Here is a 17949-nt window from a genome sequence, read left to right as displayed (position 1 = left end):
CGCGAGTGGTGTTCACGGTTTCAACCCCGTTTCAGATTGGCAGCCGCCTGATCGACAAATTTCGCCGCGCCGTCTTCCGGCGAAAGTCGCCCAAAGCCGACTTCTTCGCCGATCTTCTTGATCAGCATCTGGTTTTCACCCGCGCCATTTGGCGGTGGCGGCGGCAGCGGACCGACATGCGGCGTCAGCCGGGCGATATAGTCAAGAATTTCCTTGGACTGGTCGTTCAGCGTCGGTTCCAGCGCCTCGCGCATGGTCGTCGATGCCGGAATGCCTCGCTCGATCCCCAGAGCCAATGCCGCATCCTTGTCCTCGACCAGGAAATTGACGAAATCGACAGCAGCGTCCTTGTTGGCGGACGCGGCGGAAACCGAAATCAGCATTGACGGCTTCAGATAATGCCCAGGCTTGCCACCCTTGGTTTCGGGATAGCTCATCAGCGTCAACGGGTCCTTGTTGACGGCCTGGAAGGCGATGAACTGATTTGAATTGACGAAGCCAACAGCCGCCTTGTTCAATGTCACCATATTGTTTTCGACATTGAGCTGGTCAAGCGCCTGGATATCGGCCGGCACGCAGGCCTTGATCTTACGCATCCAGGCCCAGAATTTGAACCATTCGGTTATATCGGCCTGGTCGAAACCGATGGCGCCATCCGCCGTATACAGAGCCTTGCCGCGCTGACGCAGCCAGCATTCCAGATTGCTTTCGCCGACGCTGCCGTCCTGCGTTCCATAAAAGCCACGACGTTTCTTGGCAGCGGAAACCTTGGCGCAGGCCTCACCGAATTCCTCCCAGGTCATGCCCTCATGCAGCGCGTCAACGCCGGTTTCCTGCCAAGCCGCCTTATTGACGAGTGCGGTGACGGAATTAACGCCGAGATTGACGCCATAGAGCTTGCCGCCGACCTTGCCGGCATCGATATTAGCGGCGCCGAAATCGTCGATTTTCAGCGATTTCCCCATATAGGGCGTCAGATCAAGCAGCGTACCGCGCCGCGCATATTCGAAAATATAGCGATAATCCATCTGGATCAGGTCGGGCGCATTGCCGCCTGCCGTCTGGGTGGCCAGACGTGTCCAGTAATTGTCCCAGCCGAAAGACTCGCCAGCGATGGCTGTATCGCTGTTCTTGGTCTTATAGGTCTCTATGACCTTGAACGTTCGGTCGTTGCGCTCCTTGGAGCCCCACCATAAAAACCGCAGGTTCGTGGCCGCCCTTGCGCCAACTGCACCCATGCAGATCAGCGGCATTGTCAGACCCATGCCAGCAAGCACGGCTCGTCTGCTCAATTTTGTCATCATTCTGGTCTCCTCCCCAGTATCCAGATGAATTCGCGTCCAGATGAATTCAAATCGCTTGCGCTAAAGCCCAAACCTCCCTCCCGAGGTCATCTGGCAACCCGCAAGGAAATGAAAAAATTTTCATAACCTCAACTTATATACGTTCCCTAATCTGCCGATTTCTCCCGAAACATCGGCCTTTCCTCTCCAAATTGTCGATGTTTCCATCGCCTGTCAAGCCGTGAAAATTTCATGCAGGCAAACAATCTCAGCATGACAACGACAAATGATATGCTAGCATAGCAGTTAAGTCAGGTCGAAGGAAATGATTTTGCATCATCACCAAAAGAGTGGAGGCGGACAGGGGCGCACCAGCCCTTGGAGGGTATTTTGCGCGCCGGATTGCTCGGCACTCTCGTGCAGAAAACCGGCCCTGGCACAATGATTGAGTCTTGAACAACCACGCAGCCCATGGAGGAGGTTTGTGGGCGCCCTGTCCGCCGGAGACGGCGTGATAGCGCCTGCAGGACACCAAGGCTGTAGCCAAGGAGGATGGCATGCAAGTCATACGCAAGAGACGCTTTGCCCTGGTCGGCGCAGGTCACCGGGGAACGACCATGTGGGGGCGCGATATTGTCGAACGCTGGGGCGATCAGGTCGAGCTGGTGGCAATCTGCGACCTGAACGGAATGCGCGCCGAACAGTCGCAAGCCCATATCGGCTCCTCGGTGCCGATCTACCTGGATTTCGACCAGATGCTGGCCGTTGAAAAGCCTGATCTGGTCATTGTCTGTACCCGTGACAGCACCCATGACGAGTTGATCGTCAAGGCCATGGAAGCTGGTGCTGACGTGATCAGCGAAAAGCCGATGACCACGACCGCCGCCAAGATCAAGCGCATTCTGCAAGCCGAAAAACGCACCGGACGGCGGCTGGATATCTCCTTCAACTACCGTTTTGCGCCGACCGCAGCGCGTATCAAGGAATTGCTGAATTCAGGCGTCATCGGCGATGTCACCTCTGTCGATTTCCACTGGTATCTCAACACCAGCCATGGGGCCGACTACTTCCGCCGCTGGCATGCTTATACGGAGAATTCCGGCAGCCTGTTCGTCCACAAGGCCACCCACCATTTCGATCTCCTGAACTGGTATCTCGATTCGGACCCGGATCTGGTGTCCGCCTTTGCCGATCTGAAGCATTACGGACGCAACGGGCCGTTTCGCGGCGAGCGCTGTCGCACCTGTCCCCATGCGCAGCAATGCGATCATTATTTCGACATGCGCAAAGAGCCCCTGCTGGAAGCGCTTTACGAAGCGCCCTCCAAGGAGGATGGCTATGTGCGCGATGCCTGCGTCTACCGGGAGGATATCGACATTCCCGACACCATGGTCACCAATATCCGCTACAAGAACGGCGTCCACGTCTCCTATTCCCTCAACACCTATATGCCCATCGAGGGCCACCATATTGCCTTCAATGGCCACAAGGGGCGTATCGAGCTTCGCCAATATGAAAAACAGCCATGGACAGAGCCGCCTGCCGATGAAATCGTGCTGATGCGCAATTTCGGCGAGGTGGAGCGCATCTGGGTGCCACATTCCTCCGGCGGCCATTACGGCGGCGATGACCGGCTGCGCAATATGTTGCTGAAACCCGGCATGAACGACGAATTGCGCCAGCGCGCCGGGGCAAGAGCCGGGGCCATGTCGGTTCTCTGCGGGATCGCCGCCCTGGAAAGCAGCCGCAGCGGCAAGCCCGTCGCTGTTGCCGATGTCTGGGGTGAGGATGAAGGGATCGGCCTTCTGGAGCAGACGGTTTAAAATCGATAGGACAAAGGCACCGCACGCCTCAGGCCAGCAGAACAACATCGGATACAGACGCCGCCATGAAAACCATACGAAAGCTCGATAGCCTGCTCGCCCGATTGGCCGACCTTATCTTCCAGCCACTCGGCGTGTCGGTGCCGCTGCGGTTTCGGGCGGCGCATTATGACGAGCGTGCCAGCGTGCTCAGCGAAAGCCGCGAGCATTGGGCCATGGTGACACCGGACCATATCTGGGGCGAGCCGGATGGCTATTACTGGTTCGGCGGCAAGGCTACCCTGCCAAAGGGCGTGGATGGGCAGCGGATCATAGGGCGCATCGAGGCGGCGTTTGGCAATGTCATGGGCCGCAGCGATCCGCAATGCCTGGTGCGGATCGATGGAACAATCACCCAGGGCGGCGATGCAAACCACCGTGAATTCCTGCTGACACCATCGGCCCATGCCGGTCAGAGTTTCGACATTCTGATCGAGGCGGGCACGATTGAGGATCGGCGGCAACTCGGCTTTGCCGTCAGCCTGCATCGCCATGACCTCGAAGTTGAAGAGGCCTATTACGACATGCGCGTGCCACTGGACGTGGCCCGCCTGCTGGCAGAAGACGATCCGCGCCGCCATTTCATATTGCGCACCCTGGACGACGCCATCAACGCCGTGGATTTTCGAAAGAGTAATGAGAACAGGTTCCAGACCTCACTTGCCACGGCACGGGCCATCACGGCGGCCATCTACAATGCCGTTGATTTCGAGGAAAAGCCGGTCGTAGTGGCAACCGGCCATACCCATATCGATGTCGCCTGGCTCTGGCGGGTGCGGGAAACCCGGCAAAAGATGGCGCGCTCCATGGCGACCGCCCTTGCCCTGATGGAGGAATTTCCCGACTACCGCTTCATGTATAACCAATGCGTGTTGCTGGAGTATCTGGCTGACGACTATCCGCAATTATTCGAGCGCATCCGCAACCATGTGACGACCGGGCGGTTTGAAATTGAAGGGGCGCTCTGGCTGGAGCCTGACGTCAATATTGCCGGTGGCGAGGCGCTGGTGCGCCATATCCTCTATGGCGTCGCCTATCATCGCAAAACCTTTGGCGTCGAGCCGCGCATGGTCTGGTTGCCGGACACATTCGGCTATTCGGCAGCACTACCGCAATTGATGCGCAAATCAGGCCTCGACAGTTTCGTCACCCATAAACTGTCCTGGAACGACACCAACCGGATGCCTGACGACAAGCTGTTCTGGCAGGGCATTGATGGCAGCAAGGTGGTCGCCTATTTCCTCACCACCCAGCCCTATGATTCCAAGCTGATCAACACCACCTATTGCCCCAATCTGAAGCCGACCCATGTGATGGGAACCTGGAAACGCCACGGCCAGCAGCGGCTGGGCAAGGAACTGTTCCTGGTCTATGGCCATGGCGATGGCGGCGGCGGCCCAACCCGGGAAATGCTTCATAATATCCGCCGGATGGAGCGCGGCATACCCGGCTGCCCGAAGGTGGAGCACGGGCAGATGCGGCCTTTCTTCGAGCGGCTGATTGCCGAGATGCAGGCCCATCCGGATCAATACCCCGTCTGGGTCGGTGAGCTTTACCTGGAATTCCATCGTGGCACGCTGACCTCCGTTGCCAAGAACAAACGCTTTAACCGCAAGGCCGAAATCGCACTGCGGGAGTTGGAGACGCTGGCGGTGATGGCGGAGCGGCAGGCAGGCCATGCCTATCCCACCCGGCAATTGCGCGACCTTTGGGATATCGTCATGCTCAACCAGTTCCACGATATCCTGCCGGGATCATCGATCGGTGCTGTCTATGAAGACAGTGACCGCGATTACGCCAGGCTATTTGCCGAGGCTGAAAGCCTGCGCGCCGAACTCCTGGCGCTGTTGCCAACCCATGGCAGCGATGCCGTGTTGAATGTGACCGGTCGCCATCGCGCCGGTCTGGCTCTGACCCATCAACCTCATGCCTCGGGTCAAACCCTGGTTCTGGCGGATGGATCGAAAACCCACGCCGTCCGGCTGGAAACCGTGCCGCCGCTGTCCCTGTCCGCCGCCCTGCCCTGTGGCCCGACACCGCCCGGTGCTGTTGAGGTAGAACCATTTCGGCTTGCCAACCGCTTTCTGGATGTGGTGTTCGACCCCAAAGGTCGCATCCTGTCGCTGCATGACAAGGCGAGAGACCGCCATGTCTTCAAGCCCGGCCACACAGCCAATGGCCTCCAGGCCTTCCGCGACATGCCTGCGGAATATGACGCCTGGGATATCGATGCGGATTTCGAAGACCAGAGTTTCGAGATCGATGATCTCGTCAGCGCCGAGATCGTCGAAACCGGGCCTTTGCGCGCTGCAATCCGGTTCGAATGGCGCTATGAGGCCTCGCGTATTATTCAGGTCGTTTCGCTGGAAGCCGACAGCAGCAAGCTGGACTTCGATACGTTCATCGACTGGCATGAGCACAATACGCTGGTCAAAACCGGCTTCCCGATGGCGCTCAACACCGCGTCAATTGATGCGGAAATCCAGTTCGGTCATGTCCGCCGCGCCACGCATCGCAACACATCCTGGGACCGCGCCCGGTTCGAATGCTCCATGCAGCGCTGGATCGATGTGAGCGAACCGGATTTCGGCATCGCCTTCCTCAACGATTGCAAATATGGCTATGACGCAAAGGGCAGCGATATTCGCCTGACCCTGTTGCGCTCACCGACCTATCCCTGGCCGGATGCCGATCAGGGCGGGCATCGCCTGCGCTACGCCTTGCTGCTGCATAATGGCGACAAGGCCGTGGTGCATGAGGCCGCCGAGAATTTCAACATGCCCTTGCAGATCGTCGCGACCGGACAGGCTAATGTCGCATCAGGAGATCAAGCGCCGCCACTGCTGTCGATAGAAACAGATGGCATTACGCTAGAAGCGGTGAAGCAGGCAGAGGCAGGTGATGGCTATATCGTCCGCCTCTGGGAAACCACAGGAAGCCAGCGTCACGCCCGAATTAAACTCGGCAACGGGATCACCCAGGCAGCCCTTGTCGATCTGCTCGAGGAAAATCCGTTGGCGGTAGACATCAATGAAAAAGGGCTGGATCTTGCCTTCCAGCCCTTCGAAATACTGACGCTGAAGCTCTACAAATAGGGTGCTGCTTCAAACTCTAAAACAACGATCACCGCTGGCTCGGGTAGCGGGCTTCGTACCAGGACTTGAACAGCGTATACTGATTTTCCAGATGGGCGCGCTGCGAAGAACTCAATGCGTCGGTCTCGTTGAAATGCAGCGTATATTCGGTCTCGCCATTCAGGACCATGAGATATTTATAGTGCAGCACCAGGTCCGGGCCTTCGTCATAGGTCGAAAGCACCATCAGCGCCTCTTCTAACTCCTTGGCTTCGCGGCGGGCCCGCGGGTCGCCCGTGGCCGCCTCTTTGCAGAGAGCCAACAGGTGCAGAACCTCTCTTGGCAAAGCATTGCCGATCCCGGTGATCGCGCCAGCCGCGCCGCAATTGACGAAGCCGTGATAGACGCCGGTATCGACGCCGACCATCAGGATCAGTCCGTCATCGCCGGAGGTGATGTTTTCGGCCGCATAGGTCATGTCACCCTTGCCACCGAATTCCTTGAACCCGATCAGGTTGGAAAAGCGGGCGCGCAGCTGGAAGAACAGGTCGGCGCGCGTCGCAAAGCCGTAATAGGGGCTGTTATAGATCACCGAGGGCAAATCCTTGCCCGCCTCCAGAACAGCGGAGAAATGGTCGCGCTGGGCCGCAATCGAAGACCCGCGCGATAGGACCCGAGGGATCACCATCAAGCCACTTGCCCCGACTTTCGCCGCATGGGCGGCGTGGCTGACGGCTGAGCGGGTGTTGATCGCGCCGGTTCCAACCACGGTCGGCACACCGGCGTCAACCAGCCGGCGCACGCCTTCCTGGCGCTCGTCATCGCTCAGCAGCGGCCAGTCCCCCATCGATCCGCAATAGACCACGCCCGACATGCCGAGACCGACAAGCTCTTTGCCCTTGCGAACCAGCCCGTCGAAATCGGGGGTTCGGTCCGCCTTGCAAGGCGTCATCAAAGCGGGAATGCATCCCTTGAAAACCAGTTGGGTCATTGAACTCTCCCAGATTGACCGCAGGCAAAGGGCGCGGTCCATAGCCAATGGAAGCGAACTACCATTTTCATGACGTCCTGTCGACAAATAAAATACAAAGTACGAGCCCGTAAAAACCCTTCTCGTCTTGATATCGGCTTCGGATCAAAGCTTGAGATTTGCGGTCTGGCGGCCATCGGCGGTGATATAGGAGCGGATCTGCCGCACGATCTGGTCCGCATGGGCGGTGGCCAGTGCATCGGAGCGCTCGGCATCGCGCTCGATGATTGCCTGGATCATATCTTCATGCTCGGTGACATATTGCCGTGGCAGCACATCGTTGAAGGAGGAATAATAGAGCCGGAGAATCCGGCGCCCCTCATCCAGCAATCGCGTGAACAGATCCTCATAATAACGGTTCTTGCCCGCTCGTGCGATGGCAACGTGGAAATCCCGATTGCTGGCGATCATCGCCAGCACATCGCGCCTTTCGACCGCCTGCGCGAAAACCTCCTGAAACCGGCGGATCTGTTCGATATGATCAGGCGTGTGATTGAGCGCGGCAAGCCGTGTCGTTACCCGGTACATCAAGGTCAGTGCATCGAAAAATTCCGAAAGGCCCAGAAAGTCGATGGAAGAGACGATGGTGGCGCGGTTGGTCAGCGTGGTGATCAGGCCTTCGGCGGCAAGCCGCACCAGGGCTTCGCGGATCGGCGTGCGCGACAGGGAAAAGCGGTCGGACAATTGCTGCTCATCGACAGGACTGCCGGGCGCCAGCGTCAGTTCGATGATCTCGTTGCGCAAGGTCTCATAGACTGTCGAGACCCCATAGCCACGCCTGTGGATTGGTTTTTCCGCGTCGACCGTTTTATCGTCCAAGAGCCTGTTCCCGATTGCTGCTGATTCACTCAATCTATCATTTTCGCCGAAAAAAGCCCGAATTGCATTTGTCCCACTTGATTTGACGATCTGGCATCCAACTTTCTGGAGGAACGGGACATCTCATCGTCTCGAAATTGCCAAGCTTCGCACTAAGATGCGTCAATATATTCGGTGCCTTATCGTTGATGATTTGGGCTTGGATGAGGTGTCACAGGGGGAAACGGCACCAAGGGAAGCCGGCGACGGATAAACGGGGGCTTGCAGCCATCAGGCTGCGGATTTTTCACGGATGGAAATTTCAACCGATAGGAGAAGCGCGTGACGATCAAGACGGTTGTCTGGGGTGAGAATATTCATGAGCACCTCAATGAAGTGGTGGGAAATCTTTATCCTGAAGGCATGCATACAGCCATCGCCAAGGCTTTGAACCGGGATAGTGACATCGAGGCCACGACCGCAACCTTGCAGGAGCCCGAGCATGGCCTGAGCGCCGAGCGCCTGGAGCAGACCGACGTGCTGATCTGGTGGGGCCACAAGGATCACGGCAGCGTCCGTGATGAGATCGTCGAGCGGGTTGTCGCCCGCGTCCAAGAAGGCATGGGCCTGATCGTCCTGCATTCCGGCCATTTCGCCAAGCCGTTCAAACGGCTGATGGGCACGCCCTGCGCCTTGAAATGGCGTGAAGCCGGTGAACGCGAGCGGGTCTGGACCGTCAATCCCGGCCATCCGATCGCGGCGGGCATACCCGAACAATTCGTGCTGGAAAATGAGGAAATGTACGGCGAGTTCTTTTCCGTACCAGAGCCACTGGAAACCGTGTTCATCTCCTGGTTTTCCGGCGGAGAGATTTTTCGCTCCGGCCTGACCTGGCGGCGCGGTGCCGGCAACATTTTCTACTTCCGTCCCGGCCACGAAACCTACCCGACCTACCATAACGAAACGATACAACAGGTGATCTCCAACGCGGTGAAATGGGCGTATAATCCCCGCCCGGCGCTGAAATCCATTCATGACGCCCCGAATGTGTCGGTCGATCAGGCTCTCGAGCCGATCCAGGAACGGGGTCCGAAATTGCATAAGGCCGGGGAGGCCGGATATCGATGAACAAACCCGTCCGTATTCTCATTCTCGGCACCGGCGGCATGGCGAACCGTCATGCCATCGAGTTCGCCACCAATAGCGATGCGCAACTGGTCGGCGCCGTCGATGTCGATATCGCCAAGGTGCGTGGCTTTGCGCTGCGCCATGATATCGCCAATACATTCACCTCGCTGGACGACGCGCTTGCCTGGGGTGAGTTTGATGCCGTCGCCAATGTTACGCCCGACCGGGTACATTACCCGACGACATTGCAATTGATCGCGGCGGGCAAGCATGTATTCTGCGAAAAGCCGCTGGCGGAAAGCTTTGAAAAAGCCGACGAGATGGCCCGAAAGGCCAATGCAGCCGGGCTGGTCAACATGGTCAACCTGACCTATCGCAATGTCGCGCCAGTGCAGAAGGCCCGACAGCTTGTTCAGGCTGGAGAGATTGGCAAGGTCCGCCATATCGAGGCTTCCTATCTGCAAAGCTGGCTGGTCTCCAAGGCCTGGGGCGACTGGGCCACCGAGGATCAATGGCTCTGGCGGCTGTCCACCAAGCACGGTTCGAACGGGGTGCTCGGCGATGTCGGTATCCACATTCTCGATTTCGCCAGCTATGGCGCGGCAACCGATGTCGAGCATATTTTCGCCCGGTTGAAGACATTCGAGAAAGCGCCGGGCAACCGGATTGGCGATTACGATCTCGATGCCAATGACAGTTTCACCATGACGGCGGAATTCAGCAATGGCGCCATTGGTGTTGTGCATGCCTCGCGCTGGGCAACTGGCCATCTCAACGAATTGCGCCTGCGCATGCATGGCGACAAGGGAGCCTTGGAGGTGACCCACACCCCGACCGGCAATACATTGCGCGCCTGCATGGGCGACGATGTGGAAAAAGGCATCTGGACGGAACTGGATGCCGGCACCGTTGCCACCAATTACCAACGCTTCGTTGCCGCAGTACTGGAAGGTAAAACCCGCGAACCGGACTTCCGACATGCGGCAGACCTGCAAAAAGTGCTGGATCTGGCCATGGTGACCGAGTTGGAGCGGCGCGAGCATTCCGTTCGCCGTTTCGAAGCGGCACCGTCGCTGGCTGCGGTATCATCGGGTTGACCGGCATGACTGCCTTGCTTTTATGACGACGTCACGCCGATCCTCACGTCCAGCCTGCCGAGTAAGGCTGGACGGAATTAAAATTGGCTCTTATAGAGTGTCGTCACAACGAGAGATGCCCGTAGATAAATGAATTTCTGCGTTTACCAAGATACTGGAGCGGAGATACAGGGCTATATAGTCCCTGACGGCTTTTCCACGAAACCCTGCATTCGCGTCCGGATAAATGACGAGGACAGGGAAACCGAAATCTTGCCGTGGGTTTACGTTGATGGCGCTCGGGCTCTAGGCCCTCGATTCTCTGTCGCAATTTACAGTTTTCGACCCCGGTCAGGACGATACCAGCTACCCCAAATTGATTGCGGCCAGCCTGGGCGTGCCGGAAAATGTGGTGCAGATGAAGCCACCCGTGGAGACCATCCATCAACTGGCCGATGTGCTGAGAAAAATCAGCCGCGTTCAGCATCTTCTGGAAGTCGATCTTCTGCTTTACCACTTCATACAGAGAGCGTGTAAAGATGCAACAGCCGCTTGAGCCGCTGAAACTCGGCTATCAATCCCGTAAAGTCTTCGCTGTTGCCCCGATGATCGACTGGACGGATACATTCTGCCGACGGTTCCACCGTTTGCTGACCCGCCATGCGCTGCTTTATACGGAAATGATCGTCGCTGATGCCATTCTGCATGGCAAGCGGGATCGCCTGCTGGCTTTTGACGCCAGCGAACACCCGCTGGCATTGCAACTTGGTGGCTCCGATCCGCATAAGCTGGCGGAAGCCGTGCGGATTGCCAATGACTGGGGCTATGACGAAATCAACCTAAATGTCGGCTGTCCATCGGACAGGGTCCAGGCCGGAACCTTCGGCGCCTGCCTGATGCGCGAACCGCAAACCGTCGAGGCCTGCATCCAGGCAATGAAGGCCGTTTCCACCGTTCCCGTCACCGTCAAATGCCGGATCGGCGTCGACGACCAGGAGCCGGGTGACGTTCTGCCGGATTTCATCAAGCGGATGATCGGCGCGGGTGCGGACGCCCTGTGGATTCATGCACGCAAGGCCTGGCTTCAAGGACTTAGCCCGAAGGAAAACAGGGACATTCCGCCACTGGATTATCCACTGGTTCACCTGATGAAGCAGGAAAACCCGGATCTGTTTCTTGGGATTAATGGTGGTATTACCGATCTGGATCAGGCCAGCGCGCATTTGCAGGTCATGGATGGCGTCATGGTCGGACGAGCCGCCTATAACAATGCCACGATGCTGACCGAAGTCGACACACGCATTTATGGCGAACCCGTCAAGACTTTCAGCATGGACCTCGTTCGCGATGCGATGATGGACTATGCCGCCCGCCATATCGCCGAGGGAGGACGTCTGGTGCATCTGACCCGCCATATGGTCGGGCTGTTTCAGGGCTATGCCGGAGCGCGGCGCTTTCGCCAGATCCTTTCGGCAGACGCACCCAAACCGGGTGCTGGCCCCGATGTCATCGCGGCCGCCTTTGCAGCCGTGGATATCGATGCCGGTCCTGTGCGAGCCGCTTGAAGTCTCACCTCGGATTTTTTACACAGGCCTCATCGAAGGAATGAAAACCAGACGCAATAAACGAAAAACGGCGCTCCTTGCGGAACGCCGTTCAAAGTCATCCGCCGTGAAGGACGGAGGCGAAACAATCACGCAGCGCGGATGTTTACAGCCTTCGGGCCCTTGCCCATGCGGTCAGCTTCGGTGTCGAAGGTAACTTCCTGGCCATCACGAAGCGTCTGGATGCCAGCAGCCTGGAGAGCGGAAATGTGAACGAAAACGTCCTTCGCGCCGCCTTCTGGGGTGATGAAGCCGAAGCCCTTGTCCTGATTGAAGAATTTTACGGTGCCCTTGATGGCCATGGGAGAAGTCCTTATCCCTTGAGTTTTTAGTTTCGCCACGCCCGGCGGCGGCCGGACGAAGCATGCATCGTCCCTTCGCGAAGAGACAGGTCGGTAAGTCGCGATAACGGGGAAAAGACGTCTACCAGCGGAGGTTAAGCCCCCAAAGCCGAGCAATCCAGAAGATTAAGCGCGGAGATACAATCAGTCCAGTCTCCGGGATCATAAATACCCGAACGGGGAATTATCTACAGGAAAGCGGCCAAAGCGGCAAGCATTTATGCGTTTTTTCTGCTTAAATACCCTCGGGAATAGCGGTTTTCATCGGTGTCACATTCGGCACCGAAGGATTAATCCCTCAAAATCTAGGGGCATAAATTCAAGTCAAATCCGGGCTCCTGCTGATAAATGTCGACTGGTCCGAGAATCTTTGTTTTCGGGAAAGTCATTGGCCACTTTCTTCTCCAGCCAAATTCTTGCTGCCGAATTTTGATTTGGGTCTTTCCTGCCTCATCGCTTCAACAATCCGATTAAAAAGGCTGAACCGGGTGAGGTCTTCACAGGAGACCGAAAGCTTCGGCTGCCAGTTCGGATAACTGCTGCTGGTTCCCGGAATATTGGTCGGGCTTTCCTCGTCAGTGAGATCGGCAAGCCGGACAGAGACCAGCATGGAGGCTGTTTTCGCCATAAACCGATAGGCGGCCACGACGCGCTCATGCAGATCCGGCTGTTCGACACCATGATCGTGCAACTCTATCCCTGCCGACTTAAAGGCCCGCAGCAGGTCGGCACGTTCCTGTATGCGGGAGGTTTGCTCTTGCTCGCTTGCCGCTTCCGGCACCAGACCATGTGCCGCGCGCGCTTCTATATCGGCACCGCGCCACCATCCCGCCAGCGTCTGGTGGTCGTGGGTCGAGACGCAGGCAAGCGCCATAGCCGGATATTTATCCGGCGCGATAAAACCGCGTTTGTCTCTTTCATAAGACAGGATGCGATAGGACAGGAGATTGGCATCCGCCATCTGCTGGCGTAGTCCCGATGGCACCAGACCGAGATCCTCGCCGATGACCAGGCATTGGTTGCGCAAGGAGGCTTCAGCAATCACGCCCTGGATCTCGCGGGCGGGATAATCGACATAGGCCCCCTCCTCCGGCCCCCTATCGGCTGGCACCAGGAACAATCGCTGAATAGCGGCGGCATGATCGATCCGCACTGCACCCGCATAGCGCATCGCTACATCGATCATCTGACGATAGGGCGACCGGCGGGAAAAGGCGATCAAGGCCGGCTGCAAGGCGGCCAGCCGCCAATCCTGGCCATTCACCGCCCAGGGATCGGGCGGGCTGCCAATGCTGGCGCCGCGCAGATAGATGTCCGGTTCGCTCCAGGTCGCCGAGCCATCCAACGCTTCGCCGACCGCAAGGTCGAGGTAAAGACCGATCCTCAAGCCCGCTTTGTGCGCTTGCGCTGCAACCGTCTCAAGCTGTCGGTGCGCGACCCATTGAAGCCAGACATGAAACGCGATCTCTTCGGCATTCTGGCTACGGAAGGCCCGAACGGAGGGATGATCGATATCCTGATACTCCGCAGGCCAGGCCATCCAGCCCGCCCCATGCCCACCTCCGCTCATGAATCGGGATAAAGCCTCAAAGAGAGCATGATTTTGCAAAGCATCACCGCTTTCATCGCAGAACCGCCTGAAATCGGCTCTGTCCTGATCGTCATTTCGCTCCAACCGTCTCGAACCGTCCCAGATCCGCCGCAGCACCTCAAGCTTCACACCGGCAACCGCCTTGTAATCAACGAGTTTGGATCGCCGCAAAGCCTCTAGCGTCTCGCTGTCGGCCATATCCGGGTGAAAACCCGGCACCAGATCGACGGCGATGTAAAGCGGGTTGAGAAAGCGCCGGTTGGATGGCTCATAAGGACTGCACCGGGCAGGGTCCGCCAGAAAAGGCGCGTGCAACGGGTTAAGCCCGATAAAATCGGCCCCCTGATTGGCGGCAAGCATCACCATGCTCTGCAAATCGGCAAAATCGCCGATCCCCCAATTGCGCACTGATCGCAGTTCATAAAGTTGCAGGCTGAAGCCCCAAACACGATCCCGAGCAAGGCAATCGGGCAGATAGCTGCGGCCAGGCTCACCCGCCTCCACGTTGAGAGCCGCCAACAGCCGACGTTTTGTGGCGTCTGAAATTGGAACTTCCGCCTGTTCTATTCCCGGTCTGGCGAGGTTGATCCCATGTCTCTTGGCAAGTCTGCTGATTATTGACGTCATGATCGGGTCCATCCTGAGCGATAGACGCTGTCTGCGGCAGAGGCCGTGCCGCAGACAGCGTCGCGATGTGGGCAGTCACACCACCAACCCATCCTCAAGGGTACGGTTCCATCCATCGGCAACGATTGTCATTGCCGGAGCAGCAAAGCGTTTCAACCAACGCCTGCAAAGGGCTTCCCCCCGCCCTTCGCCTGCACTCTCAACGGCATATGTTTTATTGAATGGAACCACCTGCCGCGTGAGGTGTTTGGCCTTGGTAAACAAATTATGCGGGTGGACGATGACGCAATCACATGCTGCCGAACAACAAGACATCATCAGGGAAACGGTCTCGTCCAGCGCGCCAAAGATCTATTATATCCATCCGCTGCTGCTGAAAGGCATGGCGGACTGGAACACCCTGTTTGAGCATGTGCGTGGACTGGGCTTCGATACAGTCCTCAGTGCGCCGCCATTTGCGCGTGCAGCGGGTGCGAGCCTGTTCATATCCAAATCCTTCGACACATTCGACCCGGCCCTTGATCTCCCAGGCAGCAGCGATGAGTGCCTGGGAGAGCTGACCAAGGCTGCCCGGGCGCATGGCCTGGACTTTATGCTGGATCTGGTGATTGACCGGGTTGCGACAGAAACGCCACCTGGACAGATTGCCGATCCAAGGATTTCGCCCTTTCATTCCGGCAGCCGCCCCGTCGATTTCACCAGCAGCGATGAAACAACCCATCTGCTGGGTGAATGGCGTGCGCGTATTGCACAGTTTACCGCTGCGGGCGTGGCTGGTTTCCGCTGTATTGGCATCGATGCCGCACCTTCATCCTTCTGGCGAGACCTGATCACAGCCGGTCCATCGGCACGGTTCTTCGCCTGGACGCCGGGGACGAGTTTTGAGGCGCGGCGCGCCTTGCAAGGCACAGGCTTTGACGGCTGTTTCTCATCCTTTGCCTGGTGGAATCTCGATGAACCGTGGTTTGCCGAGGAATACGCGCTGCAACGCGCCCTCGGCATTCAGATTGCCTTTCCCGAAGCCCCTTTTGCCCGTCGGATCGCCCATGGCATGGAAAGCCGTGAGATCACGGAGCGAAAGGCTATCCGCGCCCTTCACCTTGCCGCCGCCTTCGGTCCATTGATGGTGCCGATGGGTTTCGAATTCGGGGTGAGCACCCCGCTCGATCCGACGCATGGCGATGGTCAAGGTATCAGGGGCCTGAAGGATCAGGGCAGCTTCGATCTTTCCGCCAACATTCGCGCCCTCAACGATCAAGCCGGACAACGGCAGGTTTTTCTCGGAAAACCCTTGCGGATCGTCGCCAAAGCCGGCTCACCAGCCTGCGCCCTGGTGCAATCCGACCGGGAAGACCTTCGGTCGTCGCAGGGCATTCGGATCGTCGCCTTCAATCGCGATCTGCGCACATCAGCGACCCTACCGCTCCATGCGCTTCACGAACTCGCCTCGGGCTTCCTGCCGCTGACGCTCGACCCGGGCCAAGCGCCGTCCGCGATTCTGGAGACAGGGAAAATCGGCCCGGGCGGGCTTTGCTTGCTCACCGGCGCACGGGCCGATGCCATCGTGTTTGAGCCCAAAACAACGGCAAGCGATGCCGCGGCCTCAGCCCGTCTGGCGATTGAAAATATCCAGCCTTGCGTGGATGAAGGGCGTTTCCCCATCAAGCGCGTTGTCGGCGACCGGATCACGGTTGAGGCCGATATTTTTGGGGATGGTCATGACCCGCTTTCTGCCGCCGTGCTCTGGCGGCCCTGCGATAGGGATGACTGGAGCGAAGTCCGCATGGAACTGATCGAAAACGACCGGTGGCGGGGTGAATTTTCAGTGTCACGGCTCGGACGGCATGAATTTATCGTCGAGGCCTGGCGCAATCCATTTGCGATTTTTCATTACGAGCTTTCCAAGAAACACGAGGCAAGGCTGGATCTGAAGCTGGAATTGCAGGAGGGCATCGCCCTTGTGCGCCAGGCTTTGGCAAGAGCCGATAGCCAACTGGCTTCAGACCTCGAACAGTTGATCGCCCGCCTGGAACAGACCCCGGAACAGCAACGCGCCGATCTGTTGCTGCAAGCCGATACGTTTGCATTGATGGACCGTGCCGATGCGAGGCCCTTCCGCTTGCGCTCGCAGCCCCTTCCCGTCGATGCGGAACGGTTGGAGGCGGGTTTTGCCAGCTGGTACCAGATTTTCCCCCGCTCCCAAAGCGGCGATCCAGACCGTCACGGCACATTCGCCGATGTCGTCAAGCGCTTGCCCGCCATTCGTGCCATGGGTTTCGATGTGGTCTATTTCCCGCCGATCCATCCCATTGGCACGACCAACCGCAAGGGCCGCAACAATAGCCTGAAGGCAGGGCCGAACGATCCCGGTAGCCCCTACGCCATTGGCTCTCCCGATGGCGGCCATGATGCCATCCATCCACAGCTCGGCACATTCGAGGATTTCAGAACTCTGGTCGCTGCGGCCCGCGATGAGGGGCTGGAAATCGCGCTTGATCTCGCCATCCAGGCCTCACCCGATCACCCATGGCTGACGCAGCATCCCGGCTGGTTCGACTGGCGCCCGGATGGCACGATCCGCTATGCGGAAAATCCACCGAAAAAATACGAGGATATCGTCAACGTCGATTTCTACGCCAAGGACGCTGTTCCCGCGCTTTGGCAGGCCTTGCGCGACATTGTCGAGATGTGGGTAGGCGAAGGGGTCAAACTGTTTCGTGTCGATAACCCGCACACCAAGCCATTTCCGTTTTGGGAGTGGCTGATCGGCGATATCCGCGCCCGTCACCCGGAGGTGGTCTTCCTGTCGGAAGCCTTTACCAAGCCGAAGGTGATGTACAGGCTGGCCAAGATCGGCTTTTCGCAATCCTATACCTATTTCACCTGGCGCAATCTGCGTTGGGAGCTTGAGCAATATATGCTCGAACTGACGACCCAGGCACCGAAGGAATTCTTCAGGCCACATTTCTTCGTCAACACCCATGACATCAACCCGGATTTTCTGCAAAACGCGCCGCGCTCGGCCTATCTGATCCGGGCGGGTCTGGCTGCGACGCTTTCCGGGCTTTGGGGCGTCTATAACGGTTTTGAACTGTGCGAAGGCAGGCCCGACGCCAAGCGCAAGGAATATGCCGACAGCGAAAAATACGAGATTACCGCCTGGGACTGGGACCGGCCCGGCAATATCATTGCCGAGATTACCATGCTGAACCGCATTCGCACCGAAAATGCGGCGCTTCACTCCCATCTCGGCCTGACGCTGCTGCCCTCTTCCAACGACCAGGTGATGTTTTTCGAAAAGGCCAGTCCGGGCCGCGAAAACGTTCTGCTCGTGGCAGTCAGCCTCGACCCGCACAGCGACCAGACCAGCACAGTCGAGCTGCCTTTGTGGCGCTGGGGCCTGCCCGATAGCGGCAGTCTCGCGCTCGAGGATCTGGTGACAATGAGAAAATTCACGTGGACAGGCAAATGGCAGACGGTCGGTTTTAACCCGCATGTCCTGCCGTTCAGCATTTACCGCGTCAGGTGAGGAGAT

The 17949-nt window shown here is 58.0% G+C and carries 12 protein-coding genes; 7 read left to right on the top strand and 5 right to left on the bottom strand.

The window, feature by feature from the left end; translation table 11 throughout:
* Positions 1–20: 20 nt before the first annotated feature.
* On the bottom strand, positions 21–1304 hold the full coding sequence (locus G6L01_RS20330) for an ABC transporter substrate-binding protein (RefSeq protein WP_070165398.1): 1284 nt from the start codon (positions 1302–1304) through the stop codon (positions 21–23).
* A gap of 536 nt (positions 1305–1840) precedes the next feature.
* Here G6L01_RS20330 and G6L01_RS20325 point away from each other — a divergent pair.
* Together G6L01_RS20325 and G6L01_RS20320 are read left to right on the top strand one after the other, a co-directional pair.
* The gene (locus G6L01_RS20325) at positions 1841–3106 is read left to right on the top strand and encodes a Gfo/Idh/MocA family protein (RefSeq protein WP_070165397.1); all 1266 of its coding nucleotides are present in this window, start codon (positions 1841–1843) and stop codon (positions 3104–3106) included.
* Between the two features lie 65 nt (positions 3107–3171).
* Entirely contained in the window at positions 3172–6240 is a 3069-nt protein-coding gene (locus tag G6L01_RS20320) for an alpha-mannosidase (protein WP_070165396.1), read from the top strand.
* A 28-nt stretch (positions 6241–6268) separates the two neighbouring features.
* On the opposite strand, the gene G6L01_RS20315 is transcribed toward G6L01_RS20320, so the two are convergent.
* Together G6L01_RS20315 and G6L01_RS20310 are read right to left on the bottom strand one after the other, a co-directional pair.
* The gene (locus G6L01_RS20315) at positions 6269–7210 is read right to left on the bottom strand and encodes a dihydrodipicolinate synthase family protein (RefSeq protein WP_070165395.1); all 942 of its coding nucleotides are present in this window, start codon (positions 7208–7210) and stop codon (positions 6269–6271) included.
* Positions 7211–7354: 144 nt separating this feature from the next.
* A complete protein-coding gene (locus G6L01_RS20310; RefSeq protein WP_070165394.1) occupies positions 7355–8068 on the bottom strand; it encodes a GntR family transcriptional regulator in 714 nt (237 codons plus the stop codon).
* 321 nt (positions 8069–8389) lie between these two features.
* On the opposite strand from G6L01_RS20310, the gene G6L01_RS20305 reads away from it, so the two are divergent.
* From G6L01_RS20305 to dusA, 4 genes are all read left to right on the top strand, one after another.
* The gene (locus G6L01_RS20305; RefSeq protein WP_070165393.1) at positions 8390–9175 is read left to right on the top strand and encodes a ThuA domain-containing protein; all 786 of its coding nucleotides are present in this window, start codon (positions 8390–8392) and stop codon (positions 9173–9175) included.
* Positions 9172–10272: a Gfo/Idh/MocA family protein gene (locus G6L01_RS20300; protein WP_070165392.1), complete on the top strand. Its 1101-nt coding sequence runs from the start codon at positions 9172–9174 to the stop codon at positions 10270–10272. The genes G6L01_RS20305 and G6L01_RS20300 overlap by 4 nt, the downstream gene beginning before the upstream one ends.
* 355 nt (positions 10273–10627) lie before the next feature.
* Entirely contained in the window at positions 10628–10807 is a 180-nt protein-coding gene (locus G6L01_RS20295; protein WP_070165391.1) for a hypothetical protein, read from the top strand.
* A complete protein-coding gene (dusA, locus tag G6L01_RS20290; protein WP_070165390.1) occupies positions 10791–11816 on the top strand; it encodes a tRNA dihydrouridine(20/20a) synthase DusA in 1026 nt (341 codons plus the stop codon). The genes G6L01_RS20295 and dusA overlap by 17 nt, the downstream gene beginning before the upstream one ends.
* A 128-nt stretch (positions 11817–11944) precedes the next feature.
* Here the strand turns inward: dusA and G6L01_RS20285 are convergent, their stop codons facing one another.
* Together G6L01_RS20285 and malQ are read right to left on the bottom strand one after the other, a co-directional pair.
* Positions 11945–12157, bottom strand: a complete 213-nt coding sequence (locus tag G6L01_RS20285; protein WP_012653910.1) for a cold-shock protein — start codon at positions 12155–12157, stop codon at positions 11945–11947.
* Between the two features lie 424 nt (positions 12158–12581).
* A complete protein-coding gene (gene malQ / locus G6L01_RS20280) occupies positions 12582–14414 on the bottom strand; it encodes a 4-alpha-glucanotransferase (protein ID WP_234891871.1) in 1833 nt (610 codons plus the stop codon).
* A gap of 280 nt (positions 14415–14694) precedes the next feature.
* On the opposite strand from malQ, the gene G6L01_RS20275 reads away from it, so the two are divergent.
* Positions 14695–17943, top strand: a complete 3249-nt coding sequence (locus G6L01_RS20275; protein ID WP_070165388.1) for an alpha-1,4-glucan--maltose-1-phosphate maltosyltransferase — start codon at positions 14695–14697, stop codon at positions 17941–17943.
* Positions 17944–17949 lie beyond the last annotated feature (6 nt).

The sequence above is a fragment of the Agrobacterium vitis genome, assembly GCF_013337045.2.
GTDB classification, from domain to species: Bacteria; Pseudomonadota; Alphaproteobacteria; order Rhizobiales; family Rhizobiaceae; genus Allorhizobium; species Allorhizobium vitis_B.
Note: the sequence above shows the minus strand (reverse complement) of the source record. Positions and strands in the feature narration are given on the sequence as shown.

Coding starts and splice junctions, on each gene's coding strand:
- G6L01_RS20330 (WP_070165398.1), bottom strand. CDS start 1,304: ATGATGACAAAATTGAGCAGACGAGCCGTGCTTGCTGGCATGGGTCTG.
- G6L01_RS20325 (WP_070165397.1), top strand. CDS start 1,841: ATGCAAGTCATACGCAAGAGACGCTTTGCCCTGGTCGGCGCAGGTCAC.
- G6L01_RS20320 (WP_070165396.1), top strand. CDS start 3,172: ATGAAAACCATACGAAAGCTCGATAGCCTGCTCGCCCGATTGGCCGAC.
- G6L01_RS20315 (WP_070165395.1), bottom strand. CDS start 7,210: ATGACCCAACTGGTTTTCAAGGGATGCATTCCCGCTTTGATGACGCCT.
- G6L01_RS20300 (WP_070165392.1), top strand. CDS start 9,172: ATGAACAAACCCGTCCGTATTCTCATTCTCGGCACCGGCGGCATGGCG.
- dusA (WP_070165390.1), top strand. CDS start 10,791: ATGCAACAGCCGCTTGAGCCGCTGAAACTCGGCTATCAATCCCGTAAA.
- G6L01_RS20285 (WP_012653910.1), bottom strand. CDS start 12,157: ATGGCCATCAAGGGCACCGTAAAATTCTTCAATCAGGACAAGGGCTTC.
- malQ (WP_234891871.1), bottom strand. CDS start 14,414: ATGACGTCAATAATCAGCAGACTTGCCAAGAGACATGGGATCAACCTC.
- G6L01_RS20275 (WP_070165388.1), top strand. CDS start 14,695: ATGACGCAATCACATGCTGCCGAACAACAAGACATCATCAGGGAAACG.